We start from the raw sequence: 21817 nt of genomic DNA, 5'->3' as shown, positions 1-21817 counted from the left end.
CAGAATCGCTGTGCATCCTCGCGGAGCGTTTATCTTAGTCGGAGATTGCACTCCCACTAAGACAAATTTGTTGCTCGTCCTTATAGAAGTGGGAGTCTTCTCCGACTAAGATAAATCTGTTTCGGATGCCATGACAGAAGAAAGGAAACCATATGAAGTCTGTGGTGGAGGATATCAAAAAAGGAAGCTTTAAGCCGGTATATCTCTTCTATGGAGAAGAAGCCTATCTGAAGCAGCAATACAAAAATCGCTTAAAAAATGCAGTTCTTCCGGAAGGGGATACTATTAACCTGAGCATTTACAGCGGAAAAGGCATCGATGTAAAGGAAATGATCGCACAGGCGGATACCATGCCGTTCTTTGCAGAACATCGCCTGCTTCTGATCGAGGACAGCGGATTTTTTAAGAACGCTAATCAGCAGCTGGCAGAATACATCCCGTCCATACCAGAGGAAACCATCATGCTGTTTGTGGAAAGTGAAGTAGACAAAAGAGGTAAGCTCTATAAAGCAGTCAGCAAAAAAGGCAGTGTGGTTGAGTTTACGGCACAGAACGAACAGACGCTGACCAGATGGATACTTGGTATACTGAAAACAGAGGGAAAAATGATCACTTCCGGTGCGATGAAACAGTTTTTGGAAAAAACGGGGACGGATATGGAGCGGATACGCCAGGAACTGGAAAAACTGATCTGTTACTGTATGGAGAAAGAATCCATTACCGAAGAAGATGTCGCAGTGATCTGCAGTGAGCAGACGGAAAATAAAATTTTCGATATGATCAATGCGATGGCAGAGAAAAAGCAGAAGAAAGCTATGGAGCTTTACTATGATTTGCTGGCATTAAAAGAACCGCCGATGCGTATTCTCTATCTGATCACACGCCAGTTTAATCTTCTGATGCAGGTAAAAGAGCTTTCCGAGGAAGGATACAGTGCAAAAACGATTTCGGAGCGTCTGAAAATGGCAGGATTTATTGTGCGGAACTGTCTGCGACAGGCAGAATACTTTTCACTGAAAACCTTAAAAGAAGCTCTGCAGGACTGCGTCAGGATGGAAGAGGCAGTCAAAACAGGGCGTATGAACGATGTGATGAGCGTGGAGCTTCTGCTTGTCAAATATTCGAGTTGATAAGAGTGTTTTTGCCTTCAAAATAAAAAACCCATCAGGCTGACGGTACCTGATGGGTTATATATTTATAAAAATTGGTTTAATTTAAGCTGTTTACAGCTTTTGCTAAACGAGAAACTTTTCTAGCAGCGTTGTTTTTGTGATAAACGCCTTTCGATGCAGCTTTGTTGATGATAGCTGTAGCAGCACCCAGTGCATTTACTGCAGTTTCTTTATCTTTGTTAACAACTGCAACCTCTACTTTTTTGATAGCAGTTTTAACAGCAGATCTGATAGATTTATTACGCTCAGCTTTTGTTCTGTTAACCAGGATTCTTTTCTTTGCGGATTTGATGTTAGCCAATCTGTACACCTCCAATTTTTTATTCTAATTTTTCTATAAAATGATATGATTTCTGTTACATTAAAGCCGGACACGGACGTTCTAATGAACATACTTCAAACATACTCTCATAGTCTAAACCAAAGCCTGCCAAATGTCAATATCAAATTTTGAAAAAATATGGAATATTTCGATAAGAATTACAGACACTGATAAAAGCAGATCAGATGGAAACAAAATCAGGCAAAAAAACGAAACAGCAGGAGGGAACAGAGCATGTTTGGAAGATTTCGTATCAGAACAGACCTCGCACTGGAAGCAAGAGAAAGTTTTGAAGAAGATGACGTAAAAATTCGGGGTGTGCGGATTGAAGAGGAGGACGATGAAGAACTGGAGATCCATACGACCAGGGTGGTGATCGAGACAGAAAACGGGGCAAAAACGATGGGGAAACCAGTCGGGACATATATTACCATGGAAGCCCCGAATATGTCGGCACCGGATGAGGATTATCACCGGGAAATATCGCAGAAACTGGCAGAACATCTGAAAAGTCTGATGGGAGAAGGGGAAAAATCGGTGCTGATCGTTGGACTTGGAAACCGGGATGTGACACCGGATGCACTCGGACCTTATGTGGTTGGCAACATCTGCATCACCAGGCATATGATCCGGGAATTCGGGGCAGCTTCGCTTGGGGAAGAACAGCGAAATCCGGTCAGCGGCATCGTTCCGGGAGTGATGGCTCAGACAGGCATGGAGACGCTGGAGATCATCAGAGGCGTGGTAAAGGAAACGCATCCAGACCTGATCATTGCAGTGGATGCTCTGGCAGCCCGCAGTACACGCAGGCTGAATCGTACGATCCAGATCACAGATACCGGAATCAATCCGGGTTCCGGTGTCGGAAATCACAGAAATGGTTTAAATAAACAGGTTCTTGGCATTCCGGTCATTGCCATCGGCGTGCCCACTGTTGTAGATGCGGCAACCATTGTCAATGATACGATGGAGAGCCTGATTCATGCCCTTGATATGGAAGATTATGCACAGAAATATCAGCTGATCAAAGAAAGGATTCCATCACATTTAAATACGATGTTTGTGACGCCCAAGGATATTGATGAGACGGTGAAACGTCTGAGCTATACGATTTCAGAAGGGCTCAATCTTGCCCTTCAGCTTGCATAATGAAAAAAAACACCTCATATATTGCAATGAATGAGGTGAGGGCATGAAGCGTTTTAAAAACTGGATACACGGAAGTCTGTGGGCAGTCATTTTCGGCCTGGGGCTTTATGTTCTGGTGAAGGGTGTGTCGATCGCAGGTGGGGGCAAAAATTTGACAAGGAAAACAGCACAGCTCTATGCACCGGTATTTACACTTGCACCAGTGAAAGGTACAGAGAATCAAAGCTGGCTTTCCCTGCTTACAAAAGAAGTCGTTCCGCTTCTGACTTACTGGGAGAGCAAGGAGTCCTATTTCTTATCAGAAGAGCCGCAGCTGACGGTACGGGAAGAAACAGAAAAAAATCCGGAAAGTGAAAAAACACAGGAAACGCAAAAGTCTTCAGAAGTACAGAACACACAGGATCAGATGCCGCAGAAGGCAGAAGCAGAATCCATGGAGGAGACAGAAAAAACGGTTATTCAAAAAGCAGTAAAAAAGAAAAAGAGAAAGAAAAACAAAAAAGCACAGACCGAAGAAACAAAAGAACAGCAGGAAACGGTAAATATGGAAGAACTTCAGGATTTCCAGACGCTGGTCGGAAATTATTATACCGTAGATGCATCTACGACAGCGGATCCGGAGCAGATCAATGCAGAGAAACTTGCAGGTCAGGATCTTCGCATAAAAAAAGATGCATCTGTGCCGCAGATTCTGATCTATCATACCCATTCGCAGGAAGCATTTGCAGATTCGGAAGAAGGAAATATTTCTGATACGATTGTGGGCATGGGAAATTATCTGACAGAGCTGCTGGAAAACAAGTATGGATATAATGTAATCCATAATACAAGCGTATTTGACATGATAGACGGTGTGTTGGATCGCAACACGGCATACAATCTGGCGGAGACTGAGATCAGCAGCATTCTTGCGGCCAATCCAACGGTTGAGGTGGTGATCGACCTGCACCGGGATGGGCTGGATGGGGAGAAGCTGGTCACGCAGATCGATGGCAAACAGGTAGCGAAGATCATGTTTTTTAACGGGCTGAGCCGGACTGCGAGAAACGGAAACGTTGACTATCTGCCTAATCCGTATATTGAAGAGAATCTGGCGTTTTCCTTTCAGCTTCAGATCAAAGCACAGGAATATTATCCGGGGTTCACCAGACATATTTATCTTCAGAGTCTTCGCTACAATCTGCATCTGAAGCCGCGGGCGCTGCTGATCGAGGCGGGCAGCCAGCTGAACACCGTAGAAGAAGAGAAAAATGCCATGGAGCCGCTGGCAGATATCCTGGACAGGGTGCTTGCCGGCAGATAGCAGAAAAAGATTGCCAGACAAAGACAATATGTGCTAAAATGCCACTTAGAATGCAAGTTTAGGAATAAGGAGATAGAATTGTGGCAGGTATAGATCAGAAGAATATCAGAAATTTTTGTATTATAGCACATATTGACCATGGCAAATCCACACTGGCAGACCGCATCATTGAAATGACCGGCCTTTTGACGAGCCGTGAGATGCAGGCACAGGTACTTGATAATATGGATCTGGAGCGAGAACGTGGCATTACAATCAAAGCACAGACCGTCCGTATCATCTACAAAGCAAAAGACGGCGAAGAGTATGTATTTAACCTGATAGATACTCCGGGACATGTGGACTTTAACTATGAGGTGTCCAGAAGCCTTGCAGCCTGTGACGGAGCGATCCTGATTGTCGATGCGGCACAGGGCATCGAGGCACAGACACTGGCAAATGTTTATCTGGCACTGGATCACGATCTGGATGTCATTCCGGTTATCAACAAGATCGATCTTCCAAGTGCAGATCCGGACCGCGTGGTCAATGAGATCGAGGATGTGATCGGCATTGAGGCACAGGATGCACCGCGTATCTCAGCCAAAACCGGGCTGAATGTTGATCAGGTCTTAGAGCAGATCGTGCAGAAGATCCCATCCCCGCAGGGTGATCCGAAAGCAGCACTTCAGGCACTGATCTTTGATTCTCTTTATGATGCCTACAAAGGTGTCATCGTTTTCTGCCGGATCAAAGAAGGAACTGTAAAACGCGGCACAAAGATCCGCATGATGGCGACGAAGGCTGAGGCAGAAGTCGTAGAAGTCGGCTATTTCGGACCAGGACAGTTTATCCCGTGTGATGAACTGCGTGCCGGTATGGTAGGTTATATCACAGCGAGTCTGAAAAATGTCAAAGATACCCGTGTCGGCGATACGATTACGGATGCAGACCGTCCATGTGCGGAGCCACTTCCTGGTTATAAAAAGGTAAATCCGATGGTTTACTGCGGTATGTACCCGGCAGACGGAGCAAAATATCCGGATCTGAGAGATGCACTGGAGAAACTGCAGTTAAACGATGCATCTTTGCAGTTTGAGCCGGAGACATCGATCGCACTTGGCTTTGGTTTCCGCTGTGGCTTTTTAGGACTGCTTCACCTGGAGATCATTCAGGAGCGTCTGGAGAGAGAATACAATCTGGATCTTGTGACAACGGCTCCTGGCGTTGTTTATAAAGTCCATAAGACAAACGGAGAAGTGATGGAGCTGACAAATCCGGCAAACCTTCCGGATCCGGCTGAGATCGAGTACATGGAAGAACCGATGGTCAGTGCCGAGATCATGGTCACGACCGAATACATCGGTTCGATCATGCAGCTCTGCGAGGAGCGAAGAGGTGTTTACCTTGGCATGGAATATATGGAAGAGACAAGAGCACTGCTCAAATACGACCTTCCGCTCAATGAGATCATCTACGATTTCTTTGATGCTCTGAAATCACGTTCCAGAGGTTATGCATCTTTTGACTATGAAATGAAAGGGTACAAGCGTTCCGAACTTGTCAAACTGGATATTCTGGTCAACCGAGAAGAAGTCGATGCCCTTTCCTTTATTGTATTTGAAGGATCGGCGTATGAACGCGGACGCAAGATGTGCGAAAAATTAAAAGAGGAGATTCCAAGACAGCTGTTTGAGATCCCGATCCAGGCAGCGATCGGCAGCAAGATCATCGCCAGAGAGACTGTAAAAGCAATGCGTAAGGACGTACTTGCAAAATGTTACGGCGGTGATATCAGCCGTAAGAGAAAGCTTCTGGAAAAACAGAAAGAAGGAAAGAAACGTATGCGTCAGGTCGGCAGCGTGGAGATTCCGCAGAAAGCATTTATGAGCGTACTGAAGCTGGATGATAAATAATATGAAAAAAGAACTGGAATTATATCTGCACATCCCATTCTGCGTTCGGAAATGTGCATACTGTGATTTTTTGTCTTTTCCGGCAGAAAAAGAAATTCAGAAACAATATGTCAACTGTCTGATAGAAGAGATCCGTCAGTTTGATCTGGCGGAGGATTACGTGGTATCTACGATCTTTTTCGGTGGCGGTACCCCTTCTGTTCTGGAGGGCAGTGAGATCATTCGGATCATGCAGGCGATCCGGGAGCGTTTCCCGGATATCCGAGAAGATGCGGAAATTACGATTGAATGCAATCCGGGGACACTGACGGAAGAAAAACTGCAGATTTACCAAAAAGCAGGGATCAATCGTTTAAGCCTGGGGCTGCAGTCCGCAGATCAGGAGGAGTTAAAGCTTTTAGGACGTATCCACACGTACAATCAGTTCAAAGAGAATTTTTATCTGGCAAGAAGGATCGGATTTGCGAATATCAATGTCGATCTGATGTCGGCGCTTCCGGGTCAGAGTGTAGAGAGCTATCGCTGTACTCTGAAAAAGGTATGTGAACTTGGACCGGAGCATATCTCCGCCTACAGTTTGATCATCGAGGATGGAACGCCGTTTGCAAAGCGTTACAGACAGGATGCCGCAAAAAGAGAAGCCGGAGAAAAACCGCAGTTTTTGCCTTCGGAGGATGAGGAACGTCAGATGTACGAGGATACGGCAGAGATTCTTTCCGAATATGGATATCATCGTTATGAGATATCGAATTATGCAAAAGCAGGGTATGTATGCAGACACAACGTCGGATACTGGAAACGAGTGGACTACATCGGTTTTGGACTTGGAGCATCCACATTGCAGAATCCGCTCCGTTATAAAAATACCGATGATCTGCAGGAATACTTAAACCGGGATTTCTCAAAAAAGGAATTACTGGTGCTGACAAAAGACAATCAGATCGAAGAAACCTTGTTTTTGGGACTTCGCATGATGGAAGGCGTCAGCCTGTCTGCATTTGAAGAGCATTTTCACTGTCCGCTGACGGTGATCTACCAAAGGGAGATCCAAAAGCTCACAGAAAAAGGATTGCTGAGAATTGAAAAGGACCGCATTTCCTTGACAGAAAAAGGGATTGATTTAAGTAACATGGTGCTTTCTGAGTTTTTGCTCGGATAAAGATAAAACAGAAAAGCGGATTGCAAATGTTCGCTTTATACAGAAATGGCAGAACAAGCTGAAATGTTTGTTCTGCCATTTTATGATGTGGGTGTCAAAAGTCCCCAACTATGATGCCTGCGGATTTTCCATTTCTGAAATTGCACTTACGGTATAATCATGGATCGCACGGTAAGTATCGTTTGTATAATGAAGATCATCTACCGTTGAAAAACCATTCTGTTCCAGATAATCATAGCAATCCAGGTACTGATCCGGAAAAGATTCTTTTAATTTTGCATTAAAATCCCGGATTTCTTCGTTGGAAGCACCGGAGCATGCATCGCCTACCGGATTCACAGACATAATATAGAAAGAAGCGTCCGGATATTCTGCAAAAATCTGAGGATAAAACGCAAGATAACGGTCGATCTCACTCAGATCATTGACGCCAAGATTAAACACAACAGTAGCATCCGGCTCTTTGGAAAGAGAGGTGCGAAGCTGATCGATGCCCTCGTTCACAAGCCAGTAGTAACCTTCCCCAACTTTTCCTATATAAGAGCAGGTATCCGCATCATCGGAATCCTGCATGGCTTCCTCCATGCCGACCGTTCTGGAATCTCCGACAAAAAGAAAGTGATGACAGGAAGAGGAGACATTATGGTCAGAAGTGTCTGCGGTATCAGATGAATCCTGCACAGAATGTTCATTTTTCGTATCACGTAAGCTTTTTTCCAGAAAAGCGGTCTGTTCCTTTGTAAACCAGGTCATAAATACGGCCAGTGCGATCAGAGTTGCAATCAGAAAACTGAGCAGTACAATGACAAGATTTGTGGTTTTTCGTTTCATAAGAACCCCCTGAAATTTTATGTGATCGTTTTTTTAGGTCAGATTCTGTTTTTCTGACCTCTTTAGTATAACGCATTCCGGAAAAAAGTCAATTTTTATAAAAAATGAAAAAAACCTCTTGACAAAGAATATGCGTAGTGCTATTTTAGGTACAAGGATGTTAGCACTCCACTAAGATGAGTGCTAATAACAGGAAGGAGGATTCAAGGATGCAGTTAGATGAGAGAAAGTGGAAGATACTTCAGGCGATCATCAAGACGTATCTGGAGACGGGAGAGCCGGTTGGTTCGAGGACGATCTCCAAATATGCGGATTTGAATCTGAGCTCCGCAACCATCCGAAATGAAATGGCAGATCTGGAAGAGCTTGGATACATCATCCAGCCGCATACTTCAGCCGGCAGGATTCCTTCAGACCTTGGTTATCGTCTGTATGTGAACCACCTGATGGAAGAGAAAGAACAGCAGGTAACGGAAATGAAGGAGCTGATGATCGAAAAGCAGGATAAGATGGAAATGGTCCTGAAACGTGTGGCACAGTTCCTTGCAGCCAACACAAATTATGCTTCGATGATCACAGGGCCGCAGTACCACAGAACAAAGCTTAAGTTTATCCAGCTTTCCATAGTAAGCGAAGATCAGCTGTTAGCTGTTGTTGTTACGGAAGGCAACGTAGTGAAGAATAAAATGATCTCGCTTCATCACGGACTGGATCAGGAAACGGTATTGAAGCTGAACATTCTGCTTAACACCAGTTTGAATGGTCTTACGATGGATCAGATCAATCTGACAACGATCGCAAAGATCAAAGAGGAGGCTGGTATCCACAGCGAGGTTGTAAACAGCGTTCTGGATGCAGTCGCAGAAGCGATCCAGATGGATGAAGAAGAGATGGAGATCTATACAAGCGGAGCGACGAACATCTTCAAATATCCGGAACTGTCAGACAGTGAAAAGGCGAGCAGCCTGATCGGTACCTTTGAAGAAAAGAAACAGCTGGCGGATCTGGTAGCCGATACGATGGCAGATGACAAGAACACCGGCATTCAGGTTTACATCGGAAATGAGACACCGGTGCAGACGATGAAGGACTGCAGTGTTGTGACAGCTACTTACGAGCTGGGCGATGGTATGCGAGGTACGATCGGTATCATCGGACCGAAAAGAATGGATTATGACAGAGTTGTCGGTACCTTAAAAACACTGACAACTCAATTGGATGATATATTTGGTAAGAAAAAAGAAGACAACTAGAGAGGTGATTGTATGGCAGAGGAAACAAAAAACACAAAGCCTGCTGATGAAGAAATAGAAAAAACTGCAGAACCGACTGCAGGAGAAGAAAAACATCCGGAAACGGAAAAGGCAGAAAGCGATACAGCTGCCGCAAAAGAAGAACAGCCGGAAAAGAAAGGCTTCTTTGGTAAGAAAAAAGAAAAGAAAGATAAAAAAGACGAGCAGATCGAAGAACTGACTGATCGTCTGAAACGCCAGATGGCAGAGTTCGATAATTTCCGTAAAAGAACGGAAAAAGAAAAAGCAGCCATGTTTGAGGTCGGTGCAAAGAGTGTCATTGAAAAGATGCTTCCGGTGATCGATAATTTCGAACGCGGACTGGCAACTCTTTCCGATGAGGAAAAAGAACAGCCATTTGCACAGGGTATGGATAAGATCTACAAACAGTTTGTAGCAAGCCTGGAAGAGCTCGGAGTAAAAGCCATCGAGGCAGAAGGAAATGAGTTCGATCCGAATTTCCATAATGCAGTGATGCATGTGGAAGATGAACAGTACGGCGAAAATGTCGTAGCGGAAGAACTTCAGAAAGGCTATATGTACCGTGACAGTGTGGTTCGCCACAGCATGGTAAAAGTAGCAAACTAAATTAAAAAGTTGACAAAATTCAGTATAAAAGCAGAATAAAACAGGAGGAATTTATCATGGGTAAAATTATTGGTATTGACTTAGGAACAACGAACAGCTGTGTAGCAGTTATGGAAGGTGGCAAACCGGTTGTTATCGCAAATACAGAAGGTGCAAGAACAACACCATCTGTTGTGGCATTCACAAAAACAGGTGAGAGACTGGTCGGTGAACCTGCAAAACGTCAGGCAGTTACAAACGCTGACAAAACAATTTCTTCTATTAAAAGACATATGGGTACCGATTATCGTGTAACCATCGACGACAAGAAATATTCTCCGCAGGAGATTTCCGCAATGATCCTGCAGAAACTGAAAGCAGATGCAGAAAACTACCTGGGCGAAAAAGTTACCGAAGCAGTTATCACGGTACCGGCATATTTTAATGATGCACAGCGTCAGGCAACCAAAGATGCCGGTAAGATCGCAGGTCTGGATGTAAAACGTATCATCAACGAGCCGACCGCAGCAGCTCTGGCATATGGACTGGACAATGAAAAAGAACAGAAGATCATGGTATACGACTTAGGTGGTGGTACATTCGACGTATCCATCATTGAGATCGGTGACGGCGTTATCGAAGTACTGTCAACAGCCGGAGACAACAGACTGGGTGGTGATGACTTCGACCAGAAGATCACAGACTACATGCTGGCTGAGTTCAAGAAAAATGAGGGCGTAGACCTGTCAAACGATAAAATGGCACTGCAGAGATTAAAAGAAGCTGCTGAAAAAGCAAAGAAAGAGCTTTCTTCTGCAACAACCACAAACATCAATCTGCCATTCATCACAGCAACTGCTGAAGGTCCGAAACATTTCGATATGAATCTGACAAGAGCAAAATTCGATGAACTGACACACGATCTGGTAGAGAGAACCGCTACACCTGTTAACACCGCACTGAGAGATGCAGGTCTGACAGCAAGCGAGATCTCCAAAGTACTGCTGGTTGGTGGTTCTACACGTATTCCGGCTGTACAGGATAAAGTAAAAGCTCTGACCGGACATGAACCAAGCAAATCTCTGAACCCGGATGAGTGTGTAGCACTTGGTGCTTCCGTACAGGGTGGTAAACTGGCAGGCGATGCCGGTGCAGGCGATATCCTGTTGCTGGATGTAACTCCGCTGTCACTGTCTATTGAGACAATGGGTGGTGTTGCAACAAGACTGATCGAGAGAAATACAACCATCCCGACCAAGAAGAGCCAGATCTTCTCAACCGCAGCAGATAATCAGACAGCTGTTGATATCCACGTTGTACAGGGTGAAAGACAGTTTGCGAAAGATAACAAATCTCTTGGCCAGTTCCGTCTGGATGGTATCCCACCAGCAAGAAGAGGTGTGCCTCAGATCGAAGTTACATTCGATATTGATGCAAACGGTATCGTAAACGTATCCGCAAAAGATCTGGGAACCGGAAAAGAACAGCACATCACCATTACTTCCGGATCTAATATGTCTGAGTCTGATATCGACAAAGCAGTCAAAGAAGCTGCTGAGTACGAAGCTCAGGATAAGAAGAGAAAAGAAGCAATCGACACAAGAAACGATGCAGACGCTATGGTATTCCAGACCGAAAAAGCATTGGAAGAAGTTGGCGATAAAGTAGATGCAAATGACAAGACAGCAGTAGAAGCTGACTTGAACGAACTGAAAGACCTGATCGCAAAGAGCAATCCGGAAGAAATGACAGAGTCACAGGTTGCTGAGATCAAAGCAGCAAAAGAAAAACTGATGGAAAGTGCTCAGAAAGTATTTGCAAAGATGTATGAGCAGCAGGCACAGGCAAATGGAGCAGCTCAGGCAGGTCCTGATATGAATGCCGGAGCAGATAACAGCAGCTATCAGTCTGATGATGTTGTAGACGGTGATTACAAAGAAGTATAAAAAAGTAACTTTTAATAAATTTTTGCATCGTAACTGTTAAGATGCTAAACAGTTACAATATACACAGGCAGGGATGTGTTCATTCCTGCCTTGTGTCAGCAATCAGGCCGTAAGGAACTGCAAACAGGCAGGTTCTGGAAGGTTGCCGTGCATGTGGAGGATTAAAGATGGCAGAGAATAAGCGAGATTACTATGAAGTTCTCGGCGTTGACAGAGGGGCGGATGAAGCTACCATTAAAAAAGCATACCGTCAGCTTGCAAAAAAATATCATCCAGATATGAACCCGGGAGACAAAGAAGCAGAAAAGAAATTTAAAGAGGCATCGGAAGCATATGCCGTGTTAAGCGATGCAGAAAAACGCAGACAGTATGATCAGTTCGGACATGCTGCGTTTGAACAGGGCGGCGGAGGTGCCGGAGGATTCGGCGGCTTTGATTTCAACGGCGGCGATATGGGAGATATCTTTGGTGATATTTTCGGAGATCTTTTCGGAGGCGGTCGCAGCAGACGTGCAAACAATGGACCGATGAAAGGTGCCAATGTCAGGACAGCGGTAAGGATTACCTTTGAAGAGGCAGTATTCGGATGCGAAAAACAGCTGGATCTGAATCTGAAGGATGAGTGTACAACCTGCCATGGAACAGGTGCAAAACCAGGAACCAGTCCGGAAACTTGTCCGAAATGCGGCGGTAAAGGTCAGATCGTATATACACAGCAGTCCCTGTTTGGCACGGTAAGAAATGTACAGACCTGTCCGGACTGTAACGGAAGCGGTAAGATCGTAAAAGAGAAATGTGCGGACTGCCACGGAAGCGGTTACATCACAAACCGCAAGAAGATCGCAGTGACGATCCCGGCCGGTATTGACAACGGACAGAGCATCCGTATTCGTGAAAAGGGTGAACCGGGTGTAAACGGCGGCCCAAGAGGGGATCTGCTGGTTGAAGTTCAGGTAGAACGTCATCCGATCTTCCAGAGACAGGATATGAATATTTATTCTACTGCTCCTGTCACCTTTGCACAGGCAGCACTGGGCGGACAGATCCATATCACAACCGTAGACGGCGATATGGCATACGATATCAAACCTGGAACACAGACGGATACCAAGATCCGTCTTAAAGGAAAAGGTGTGCCTTCTCTTCGCAACAAAAATATCCGCGGAGACCATTATGTAACACTTGTTGTTCAGGTTCCGACAAAGCTGAACGAAGAGGCAAAGGAATACCTGCGTAAGTATGATGAGGCAGTCAACGGTAAGATTAACGATAGTAAACAGGAAAAGCCGAAAAAGAAGAGCTTTATGGAAAAAATAAAAGAAACATTTGAAGACTGACCCTGAGAACAATAAAAAAGCTGAAATTCAAAAAATGCACCCGGGAGAGATCCGCGGTGCATTTTTGTACGTGAAAGTTATCGGAAAGGAAACATTTTCACCATAAAAATACTTGCTGTTTTGATATGCAGAAACAGGATTCGTGTATGACGTAACAGAAACTTAAGGTTTCTGACGTTGACAAGAAAGCTTGAAAAGAATAGAATATGATGTATAAGTATAACTGTAGCTTTATACATAGATTTGGTGAAAGCAGGTAAATTGGATATGAAATTAAAATTACTGAAAAAGTTAATGATTATATGTATGTCTTTCAGCCTGTCAGTTTCCATGGTTCCGGCATCTGTGCTGGCGGCAGGAAAAGACAGCTCTGAGGGCGATACGCAGGCAGTACAGGTTATTTCAAGTGATACAGAAAGTGAGTCTGCAAATACAGAAACAGAGACAAAAAACCAAGAAACAAAACATCACAAAGACAAAGAAACTGAGATCAAGGGTGGTTTTGTCCCGGAAAGTGAGTCACAGGCAGTTATTGAGAGCGAAGCAGTGATAACAGAGCAGACACCTCAAACAGAAGGCGAAGCCGGACAAAAAAAAGGTGCAGTTGGGAAAAAGACGAGAGATATTGCGAACAAAGATGGATGTGACATAATAGATGGAGTTCTGACCGTTACAGGAAATGAAGCTACAATCGTTATGAATAATGGAGAAAGTGTTTCAGAAGTCCGTGTAGATGCAGGAAAAACACTTCATGTATATTTACTTGGAACGGAGACGAATACCATTGATAAAATAACCGGTGAAGGTACTGTGATTCTCGAAAAGGGGGGAAGTGAAGGTACAGAAGTAAGTAACGGAAAGTTATCGGTTTCAGGCGAGATATCGGTTGCAAATTTAACAGTAAATGGGGGTACACTTCTTGGCAGTGCTGAGATTACAAGTACAAATATTGTATTTACACAGGGTGCGATTGCGTGTAAAGTGAAATCAGGCAGTACTGTGAAAAGCAGTAGCGGAAGTGCAAAAGAATTGAAAAAGCTGACGCTTTCAGTTGGTAAAGCGGATGTACCGTGTGTAGTGTCTGGTATAACTGTTGGTGGCAGTGTAAAAGGAGAAAGCATTGTATGGAGTGATGCAGATGGAAAGGTTACGGTATATGTAGATAACCTCGCAACAGCGAAATGTATAGTGCAGACATATGAGACAAAGATTGAAAATAAATCGGATCTAACTATTACAACGGAAAATTGGACATACGCTTCTGGTAACATGAAAGTAGAAGATACAGCAACTTCTTCGGTCACAGTAGGTGGAGATGTTACCAGCACCTATGGTGAGGAGACACTTAGTAATAAAGCGATTGTTAAAGTGACAGATAAGAATGATTATATAACTTCTGTTAAAATGAATGCAAAAAATTATGACAGCAGTATGGATGATGCACTTAAAGTGGAGAGTGTGTCCGATGGATTAGGTGGATATAAAATTACAAAGAACAATAAATATCAGATTCCAACGACAGAAGAGTATAAAATTTCCAAAGTAACCGTAAAAGATAAATTGGGATATGAACATACACTTTCAGGAACTGTTAATTATACAGTTGAAAAAAAGGTATTAACACCGAGCGTTGTTCCTGCAAAATCAAGTACAACTTCTCAAAGCAAAATCACAAAGACTTATGATGGAACAACAGAGGCAGCAGATGCATGTAAATTAAGTGGCTTTGTAAATACAGAAACACAGGATGCTAATGAAATTTCAAAAGCAGTTGCAGCTGGTGGAAGTGTAGGGGCATATTTTAAAACGGCAACATATACATATGATTCATCAGATGTGGCAACGGCTTCAAAAGTTACTGTAACACTGGAATTTAAAGAAGGTTCTGATCTAGATAAAAAATATACGATTGAACCACTTGATATCTCCGCAGAGATCACAAAGGCTCCTCTTACTGAGAAACTGATGAAATCCCTCGGCATCACACTGACCAAGCCGGAAGTGACCGAACGTCATTATCAGTATCTGAAATACAAGACCGTAGCCGGTCAGGAATATGCTTATTCGGAAAAGGCAAAGGATGATGAATGGAAACTGGCGAAGAAAGCTTCCACGATCACCTATGTCAATGAAGTAGACGGTGAAGAGCAGGATCTGAAGGCGGGAACAAGCTATAAGATTTATACAAGAATCCCGGAATCCGACAATTATCTGGCAAGTGATCCGGTTTCGGTATCGGTAAAGACATTGCGTGCTCCGCAGGAAGCAAAAGAGAGCGATGTGAAATTCACCGGTGTAACGGATAATTCCACACAAAAGTTAAATACAGCACTGACATTTACAGCAACCGGTTCTACTTATGTGGATGACAAGGATTACAAACCGTCAGCAGATGATGAAAAATATGTACCGTATTCCTGGAAACTGACGGATACCACAACCTGGAAGGGAGATAAGTCCACACAGACCTTTACGATGACTCCGACACAGGCCGGCACTTATACAATCGTGGCAACATTCCGCAAATATGTATATGATGGCAAGAAGTGGGTATACAGTGAGGGAGATGATGTGAAGAAATCCATCACGTTTAAGGCAAATGAAAGCGGAACATCCAGTTCTACTTCCGGAAGCGGAAGCAGCAGCTCTTCTTCGGGCAGCACCAATACAGCAGCAAAGACCGGGGATACTACACCGGTTGTGCCGGTGGCAGCAGCACTTGTTGTTTCCGGAGCAGCACTTGCACTGACGCTTAAGAAGCGGAAAAAGGAAGAAAAATAGTACTTTTAAAAAGTAAGCACAGATGTTATGATAAGGGGTGTGTAAAAACACCTCTTATTTTGTGGCTGTAAAGTACGAACAGACATGTATGGATTATCATACTATTTTGTACAGGAACAAACGGTGTAGCATCATTTTGAAATAAAAAATCTTGTTAATCTGGCATTATATATACGAAAGGATATTTGACATTTATGAGATGGAATAAATTTACGTTAAAAACAAGATCAGAAGTAGAAGATATCGTGATCTCCACACTGGCAGAAGCCGGCGTGGAAGGCGTAGAAATTGAAGATAAAGTACCGTTGACGGAGCAGGACAAACAGCAGATGTTTGTCGATATTCTTCCAGACGGACCGGCAGATGACGGGATCGCTTATCTGAACTTTTACCTGGATGAGAAAGAAGATAAAGAAGAGTTGCTTGCAAATGTAAAAGATGCTCTGGAAGAGCTTCGTATGTTTGTGGATATCGGAGAGGGAACAATCACAGAATCCCAGACCGAAGACAAGGACTGGATCAACAACTGGAAACAGTATTTTCATCAGTTTTATGTGGATGATATCCTGATCATCCCGTCCTGGGAAGAAGTAAAACCGGAAGATAAGGATAAGATGATCATTCATATTGATCCTGGCACGGCGTTTGGTACCGGTATGCATGAGACGACACAGCTTTGCATGCGTCAGCTGAAAAAATATGTGAAGGACGGTATGGAGATCCTGGATGTCGGCACCGGAAGCGGTATCCTGTCCATCGCAGCACTGAAACTGGGAGCAGGTCATGCGGTCGGTACAGATCTTGATCCATGTGCGATCTCTGCTACCAGAGAAAATCTGGAAGCAAACCAGATTCCGGAAGGCAGCATGGATGTGATGATCGGAAATATCATTGATGATAAAGCCGTGCAGGATCAGGTCGGATATGAAAAGTATGATATTGTAACGGCAAATATTCTGGCAGATGTCCTGATCCCACTGACGCCGGTGATCTGCCATCAGATGAAACCGGGAGCTCTTTATATTACTTCCGGTATTCTGGATGTAAAAGAAGACGTTGTCGTAAAAGCAGTAAAAGATGCAGGACTGGAAGTTCTGGAAGTTACACATCAGGGCGAATGGGTTTCTGTCACTGCAAGAAAACAGGCATAGTACCGGAGGAAGATTATGTACGATTTTTTTGCAGACTCATCTGCAATCGGTGAAAAAGAGATCATCATCCGCGGAAGCGACCTGAATCATATGAAAAATGTACTGCGCCTTCAGATTGGAGAACAGATCTGCATCCATGAGGAAAGTACCGGAAAAGAGTATCGCTGCGAAATTGCCGGATATGAAAAAGATGTGGCACATCTGCACATTATGTGGGTGGAAGAGGCAAACCGTGAGCTGCCATCGAAAATTTATCTGTTCCAGGGGCTGCCAAAGGGCGATAAAATGGAACTGATCATTCAGAAAGCAGTAGAGCTTGGAGTGTATGAGATCATCCCGGTGGCAACGAAAAGGGCAGTTGTAAAATTGGATGCAAAAAAGGCGGAAGCGAAGCAGAAACGCTGGCAGAGCATTGCAGAAAGTGCAGCCAAACAGTCTAGGAGAAATATCATTCCGCATATCCACGAGGTTGTGAAATTTGGTCAGGCTGTGGATTATGCAAAAAATCTGGATATCACGCTGATCCCTTATGAGCTGGCGGAAGACATGGAAAAGACAAAACAGATATTTGAGACAATACAGCCGGGGCAGTCTATCGGTATTTTCATTGGCCCGGAGGGCGGATTTGATGAAAGTGAGATTGTACTGGCACAGGAAAATGGCATCAGCCCGATTACACTGGGAAAACGGATCTTGCGGACGGAAACTGCCGGTATGGCGGTGCTTTCGGTTCTGATGTTTCAGTTGGAGGGCAGAGAATAATGCAGGCATATTTGGATAATTCAGCAACGACAAGATGTTCCGAAGGTGTGCGTGACATCGTCGTAAAAGTGATGATGGAGGATTTCGGAAATCCGTCATCCAGACACGACAAGGGAATGGAGGCAGAAAAATATCTTCGCGAAGCCAGAATGGACATTGCGGCTACTTTAAAAGCAGATGAAAAAGAGATTTATTTTACTTCTGGCGGAACCGAGTCAGACAACTGGGCACTGATCGGAACGGCGATGGCAAACAAACGTGCCGGAAAACACATTATTACAACGGCGATCGAACATGCTGCCGTGATCCAGCCGATGATCTATCTTCAGGAGCAGGGATTTGAGGTCAGTTACATACCGGTAGACCGCTATGGAAGAATAGATCTTCAGAAGTTTTCCGATGCGATCCGGGAAGATACGATTCTTGTGTCCACCATGTATGTCAATAATGAGATCGGGACTCTGGAGCCGATCGAAGAGATCGGGAAGATCATCAAAGAAAAAAATCCAAAGGCACTCTGGCATGTGGATGCAATCCAGGCCTATGGAAAGTACCGTATTTATCCGAAAAAACTTGGCATTGATATGCTCTCGGTCAGCGGACATAAGCTGCATGGACCAAAAGGAGTCGGATTCCTTTATGTTCGAAACGGAGTGAAGATCCATCCGCTGATCCTGGGCGGAGGCCAGCAGAAAGGGATGCGTTCCGGGACAGATAATGTGCCTGGAATCGCCGGACTTGGTTGTGCGGCAAAAGAAGCCTACACGGATTTTGATAAAAAAGTGACACATCTCTGTGAGCTGAAACAGTTTTTCATGGAAGAAGTGCAGAAAATACCGGATACGGTTCTGAACAGCCTTCCGGGGGATCAGGGAGCACCGCACATTGTAAGTGTGAGCTTTGCAGGCGTGCGAAGCGAAGTGTTGCTCCATGCACTGGAAGAGCGGGGGATTCAGGTATCTTCCGGTTCAGCATGTTCTTCCAACAAAAAACTTCCGGTCAGTCCGGTATTAAAGGAAATTGGTCTGAAAAAAGATTTGCTGGATTCTACCGTGCGATTCAGTTTCTGTGAGAATACAACAAAAGAAGAGCTGGAATACTGCCTGCAGCAGTTAAAGGAACTGCTTATGGTGCTCCGCAGATACAGCAGACATTAAAAGATATGATGTAACTGTGAATATACGAAACAACTGCGATACAGGAAAAGAAAAGGAGAAAAGAAATCTATGTTTCATGCATTTCTAATCAAATACGGAGAGATCGGTATCAAGGGAAAAAACCGTTATCTCTTCGAAGATGCACTGGTAAAACAGATTCGCCATGCACTGAAGAAAGTGGAAGGTGAATTTAATGTACGAAAAGAACAGGGACGTATCTTTGTGGAGAGCGAAGGCCTGTTTGATTTTGAAGAAGTAGTGGAGGCACTGCAGAGAGTTTTCGGTATTGTGGGTATCTGTCCGGTACTGAAAGTAAATGATGAAGGATTTGATCAGCTTTCTCAGGAAGTGATCGATTATATGGCACGCGTATATCCGGATGGAGAGCATACGTTCAAAGTCAATGCAAGAAGAGCAAGAAAAAATTATCCGAAAAATTCCATGGAATTAAATGCAGATCTTGGCGAGCGTATTCTGGAAGCGTTTCCGAATATGAGCGTTGACGTGCATCATCCGGAAATCACCCTGAACGTGGAGATTCGTGAAAAGATCTATATCTATTCAAAGATCATTCCGGGACCTGGTGGTATGCCGGTCGGAACAAACGGAAAAGCTATGCTTCTATTATCCGGTGGAATTGACAGCCCGGTTGCAGGCTACATGATCGCAAAACGCGGCGTTAAGATTGATGCCGTTTATTTCCATGCACCGCCATACACCAGTGAGCGTGCAAAACAGAAAGTGGTTGACCTGGCACGTCTGGTGTCGAAATACAGCGGACCGATCGTTCTGCATGTCGTAAACTTTACGGACATTCAGCTGTATATTTATGATAAATGCCCTCATGATGAACTCACAATCATTATGAGACGTTACATGATGCGTATCGCAGAGCACATCGCGAAAGAGACCGGATGCCTGGGACTGATCACAGGAGAAAGCATCGGACAGGTAGCAAGCCAGACCATGCAGAGTCTTGTAGCGACCAACGAAGTCTGCACCCTTCCGGTATTCCGTCCGGTGATCGGTTTTGATAAACAGGAGATCGTGGATGTATCCCTGAAGATCGATACTTATGAGACATCGATCCAGCCGTACGAAGACTGCTGTACGATCTTTGTGGCAAAACATCCGGTTACCAAACCGAATATCAAAGTGATCAAACGCAGTGAAGAGAAACTGCAGGAAGAGATCGACGAGATGGTGAAAAAAGCAATCGATACAGCTGAGACACTCTGGGTAGAATAAAAAGACACGGAAAAATGGTTACAAAAAAGCTGCCGCAGGAGAACTGCGGCAGTTAAAAATATCAAAATCAAAAGAAATCTGAAATTTTATGTGATTTTTCAGTCGATGATGTATGGTTTTAATGCCTGAAGAATTACATCGGAATCATCTTCAGCATGGATATTCAGGTCGATTGGCTTGGAAAGGTCCAGACTGAAAATACCCATAATAGATTTTGCGTCGATTACGTATCTTCCGGATACCAGATCAAAATCATAATCAAATTTTGTAATTTCGTTTACGAATGACTTTACTTTATCAATCGAATTTAAAGAAATCTGTACAGTTTTCATTGTCATAAAACCTCCTGTAATATGTGTTTTTGTATACATTAATCATACCCATTTCGGAGGAGACTGTCAAGCTTAAAAGAAAGGAATTGGATAAAATATGGAAAAACGCAAAGCGGCATTCCACAATCTGGGATGCAAGGTAAATGCATATGAGACGGAGGCGATGCAGCAGCTTCTGGAAAAAGCAGGGTATGAGATTGTGCCGTTTGCACCGGGGGCGGATGTTTATGTGATCAACACCTGTACGGTGACGAATATGGCAGACCGCAAGTCCAGACAGATGCTGCACAAAGCAAAGAAAATGAATCCGCATGCGATCGTGGTGGCGGCCGGATGTTATGTGCAGGCAGCAGGAACCGAGCTGGAAGAAGACTCTGCAATCGACATTATTATCGGAAATAACCGCAAAAAAGATCTGGTCAGTATTCTGGAACATTATGAACGCAGTGCCGTGCAGGAATCTCTGATCGATATCAATCACACAAAAGAGTATGAGAAACTGTCTCTGGAAAAAACGGTGGAACACACCAGAGCCTATCTGAAAGTACAGGATGGCTGTAATCAGTTCTGCAGCTACTGCATCATTCCCTATGCGAGAGGTCGTGTACGCAGCCGCAGAAAAGAAGAGGTCGTAGAGGAAGTAAAAACGCTGGCAGGCAATGGATGCAAAGAGGTGGTTCTTACCGGTATCCATTTGAGTTCTTACGGGATCGATCATGGCAGCACACTGCAGGAACTGATCCTCGCAGTGCATGAGGTTGCGGGGGTCGAGCGTATTCGTCTTGGGTCACTGGAACCGGGTATTATTACAGAAGATTTTGTGAAAACACTTTCTGCTCTTCCGAAATTCTGCCCGCACTTCCACCTTTCCCTGCAGAGTGGATGTGATGCAACTTTAAAAAGAATGAATCGAAGATACACATCAGGAGAATACTATGAAAAATGCATACTGATCCGCAAGTACTTTAAACATCCGGCCCTGACGACCGATGTGATCGTCGGATTTCCGGGAGAAACCGAGGAAGAGTTTGCAATCACCAGAGATTTCTTAAATAAAGTAGATTTTTATGAAACGCATATTTTCCAGTATTCCAGAAGAAAAGGAACGAAAGCAGCCGTCATGGAAAATCAGGTGCCGTCTGATGTGGCACACAGAAGAAGTGCGATCCTGATCGCAGACGGCAAGGTGCGGAAGCAGCGATTTGAAGAAAAAATCAGCGAAACCGTCACAAAAGTACTCTTTGAAGAAAGCGTGACGATTGACGGGAAGGTTTATGCATCCGGCCATACCATGGAGTATATTCGCATGTTGATGGAGACGACGGAAAATTTAGACAATCAGATTCTTTTGGTAAAGGCAGGAAAAGAACGCTGTCAGGACTGTCTGCTGTGCACAAAAGCTCGGTCCTGAGC

The 21817-nt window shown here is 44.3% G+C and carries 18 protein-coding genes; 15 read left to right on the top strand and 3 right to left on the bottom strand.

What is annotated here, in order from left to right; all coding sequences use genetic code 11:
- Positions 1–152: 152 nt before the first annotated feature.
- Positions 153–1130: a DNA polymerase III subunit delta gene (gene holA / locus LKD42_RS08770; protein WP_147631643.1), complete on the top strand. Its 978-nt coding sequence runs from the start codon at positions 153–155 to the stop codon at positions 1128–1130.
- A gap of 79 nt (positions 1131–1209) precedes the next feature.
- Here holA and rpsT read toward each other — a convergent pair whose 3' ends face one another.
- Positions 1210–1473 carry a 30S ribosomal protein S20 gene (gene rpsT / locus LKD42_RS08765; RefSeq protein ID WP_022118840.1) on the bottom strand — a complete coding sequence of 88 codons (264 nt, stop codon included), beginning with the start codon at positions 1471–1473 and terminating at the stop codon, positions 1210–1212.
- Positions 1474–1728: 255 nt separating this feature from the next.
- Here rpsT and gpr point away from each other — a divergent pair, with 255 nt between their 5' ends.
- From gpr to hemW, 4 genes are all read left to right on the top strand, one after another.
- Entirely contained in the window at positions 1729–2643 is a 915-nt protein-coding gene (gene gpr, locus LKD42_RS08760; protein WP_022118841.1) for a GPR endopeptidase, read from the top strand.
- A 43-nt stretch (positions 2644–2686) separates the two neighbouring features.
- Positions 2687–3946, top strand: coding sequence for a stage II sporulation protein P (spoIIP, locus tag LKD42_RS08755; RefSeq protein WP_022118842.1), 1260 nt, complete (start codon positions 2687–2689; stop codon positions 3944–3946).
- Between the two features lie 80 nt (positions 3947–4026).
- The gene (lepA, locus tag LKD42_RS08750) at positions 4027–5841 is read left to right on the top strand and encodes a translation elongation factor 4 (RefSeq protein ID WP_248835457.1); all 1815 of its coding nucleotides are present in this window, start codon (positions 4027–4029) and stop codon (positions 5839–5841) included.
- A gap of 1 nt (position 5842) precedes the next feature.
- Entirely contained in the window at positions 5843–7000 is a 1158-nt protein-coding gene (gene hemW / locus LKD42_RS08745) for a radical SAM family heme chaperone HemW (RefSeq protein WP_248835456.1), read from the top strand.
- A 108-nt stretch (positions 7001–7108) separates the two neighbouring features.
- Here hemW and LKD42_RS08740 read toward each other — a convergent pair whose 3' ends face one another.
- Complete coding sequence (locus LKD42_RS08740) at positions 7109–7831, bottom strand: SGNH/GDSL hydrolase family protein (protein ID WP_248835455.1); 723 nt, start codon at positions 7829–7831, stop codon at positions 7109–7111.
- Between the two features lie 209 nt (positions 7832–8040).
- Between LKD42_RS08740 and hrcA the strand changes: the two genes are divergently transcribed.
- The 9 genes from hrcA to thiI all read left to right on the top strand — a co-directional run bounded on the left by hrcA (position 8041) and on the right by thiI (position 20072).
- Positions 8041–9084: a heat-inducible transcriptional repressor HrcA gene (gene hrcA / locus LKD42_RS08735; protein ID WP_022118846.1), complete on the top strand. Its 1044-nt coding sequence runs from the start codon at positions 8041–8043 to the stop codon at positions 9082–9084.
- A gap of 12 nt (positions 9085–9096) precedes the next feature.
- The gene (gene grpE / locus LKD42_RS08730) at positions 9097–9711 is read left to right on the top strand and encodes a nucleotide exchange factor GrpE (protein WP_248835454.1); all 615 of its coding nucleotides are present in this window, start codon (positions 9097–9099) and stop codon (positions 9709–9711) included.
- A 56-nt stretch (positions 9712–9767) separates the two neighbouring features.
- Positions 9768–11636, top strand: coding sequence for a molecular chaperone DnaK (gene dnaK / locus LKD42_RS08725; RefSeq protein WP_173866101.1), 1869 nt, complete (start codon positions 9768–9770; stop codon positions 11634–11636).
- A gap of 167 nt (positions 11637–11803) precedes the next feature.
- On the top strand, positions 11804–12973 hold the full coding sequence (dnaJ, locus tag LKD42_RS08720) for a molecular chaperone DnaJ (RefSeq protein WP_022118849.1): 1170 nt from the start codon (positions 11804–11806) through the stop codon (positions 12971–12973).
- A 267-nt stretch (positions 12974–13240) separates the two neighbouring features.
- Positions 13241–15754, top strand: a complete 2514-nt coding sequence (locus tag LKD42_RS08715) for an LPXTG cell wall anchor domain-containing protein (protein WP_248835453.1) — start codon at positions 13241–13243, stop codon at positions 15752–15754.
- A 194-nt stretch (positions 15755–15948) separates the two neighbouring features.
- Positions 15949–16905 (top strand): 50S ribosomal protein L11 methyltransferase, encoded by a 957-nt coding sequence (gene prmA, locus LKD42_RS08710; protein ID WP_173898044.1) that lies wholly within the window; start codon positions 15949–15951, stop codon positions 16903–16905.
- Positions 16906–16920: 15 nt separating this feature from the next.
- The gene (locus LKD42_RS08705; RefSeq protein ID WP_248835452.1) at positions 16921–17667 is read left to right on the top strand and encodes a 16S rRNA (uracil(1498)-N(3))-methyltransferase; all 747 of its coding nucleotides are present in this window, start codon (positions 16921–16923) and stop codon (positions 17665–17667) included.
- Positions 17667–18824 carry a cysteine desulfurase family protein gene (locus tag LKD42_RS08700; RefSeq protein WP_022118853.1) on the top strand — a complete coding sequence of 386 codons (1158 nt, stop codon included), beginning with the start codon at positions 17667–17669 and terminating at the stop codon, positions 18822–18824. Before LKD42_RS08705 ends, LKD42_RS08700 begins: the two co-directional genes overlap by 1 nt.
- A gap of 69 nt (positions 18825–18893) precedes the next feature.
- Positions 18894–20072 (top strand): tRNA uracil 4-sulfurtransferase ThiI, encoded by a 1179-nt coding sequence (thiI, locus tag LKD42_RS08695; protein ID WP_248835451.1) that lies wholly within the window; start codon positions 18894–18896, stop codon positions 20070–20072.
- 98 nt (positions 20073–20170) lie between these two features.
- Here the strand turns inward: thiI and LKD42_RS08690 are convergent, their stop codons facing one another.
- Positions 20171–20404, bottom strand: a complete 234-nt coding sequence (locus LKD42_RS08690; RefSeq protein WP_022118855.1) for an HPr family phosphocarrier protein — start codon at positions 20402–20404, stop codon at positions 20171–20173.
- 97 nt (positions 20405–20501) lie between these two features.
- Between LKD42_RS08690 and mtaB the strand changes: the two genes are divergently transcribed.
- On the top strand, positions 20502–21815 hold the full coding sequence (gene mtaB, locus LKD42_RS08685) for a tRNA (N(6)-L-threonylcarbamoyladenosine(37)-C(2))-methylthiotransferase MtaB (RefSeq protein ID WP_022118856.1): 1314 nt from the start codon (positions 20502–20504) through the stop codon (positions 21813–21815).
- Positions 21816–21817 lie beyond the last annotated feature (2 nt).

The sequence above is a fragment of the Hominisplanchenecus faecis genome, from assembly GCF_020687205.1.
GTDB classification, from domain to species: Bacteria; Bacillota; Clostridia; order Lachnospirales; family Lachnospiraceae; genus Hominisplanchenecus; species Hominisplanchenecus faecis.
The sequence above is the reverse complement of the archived record's forward strand: the minus strand, read 5'-3'. Positions and strand labels throughout refer to the sequence as shown.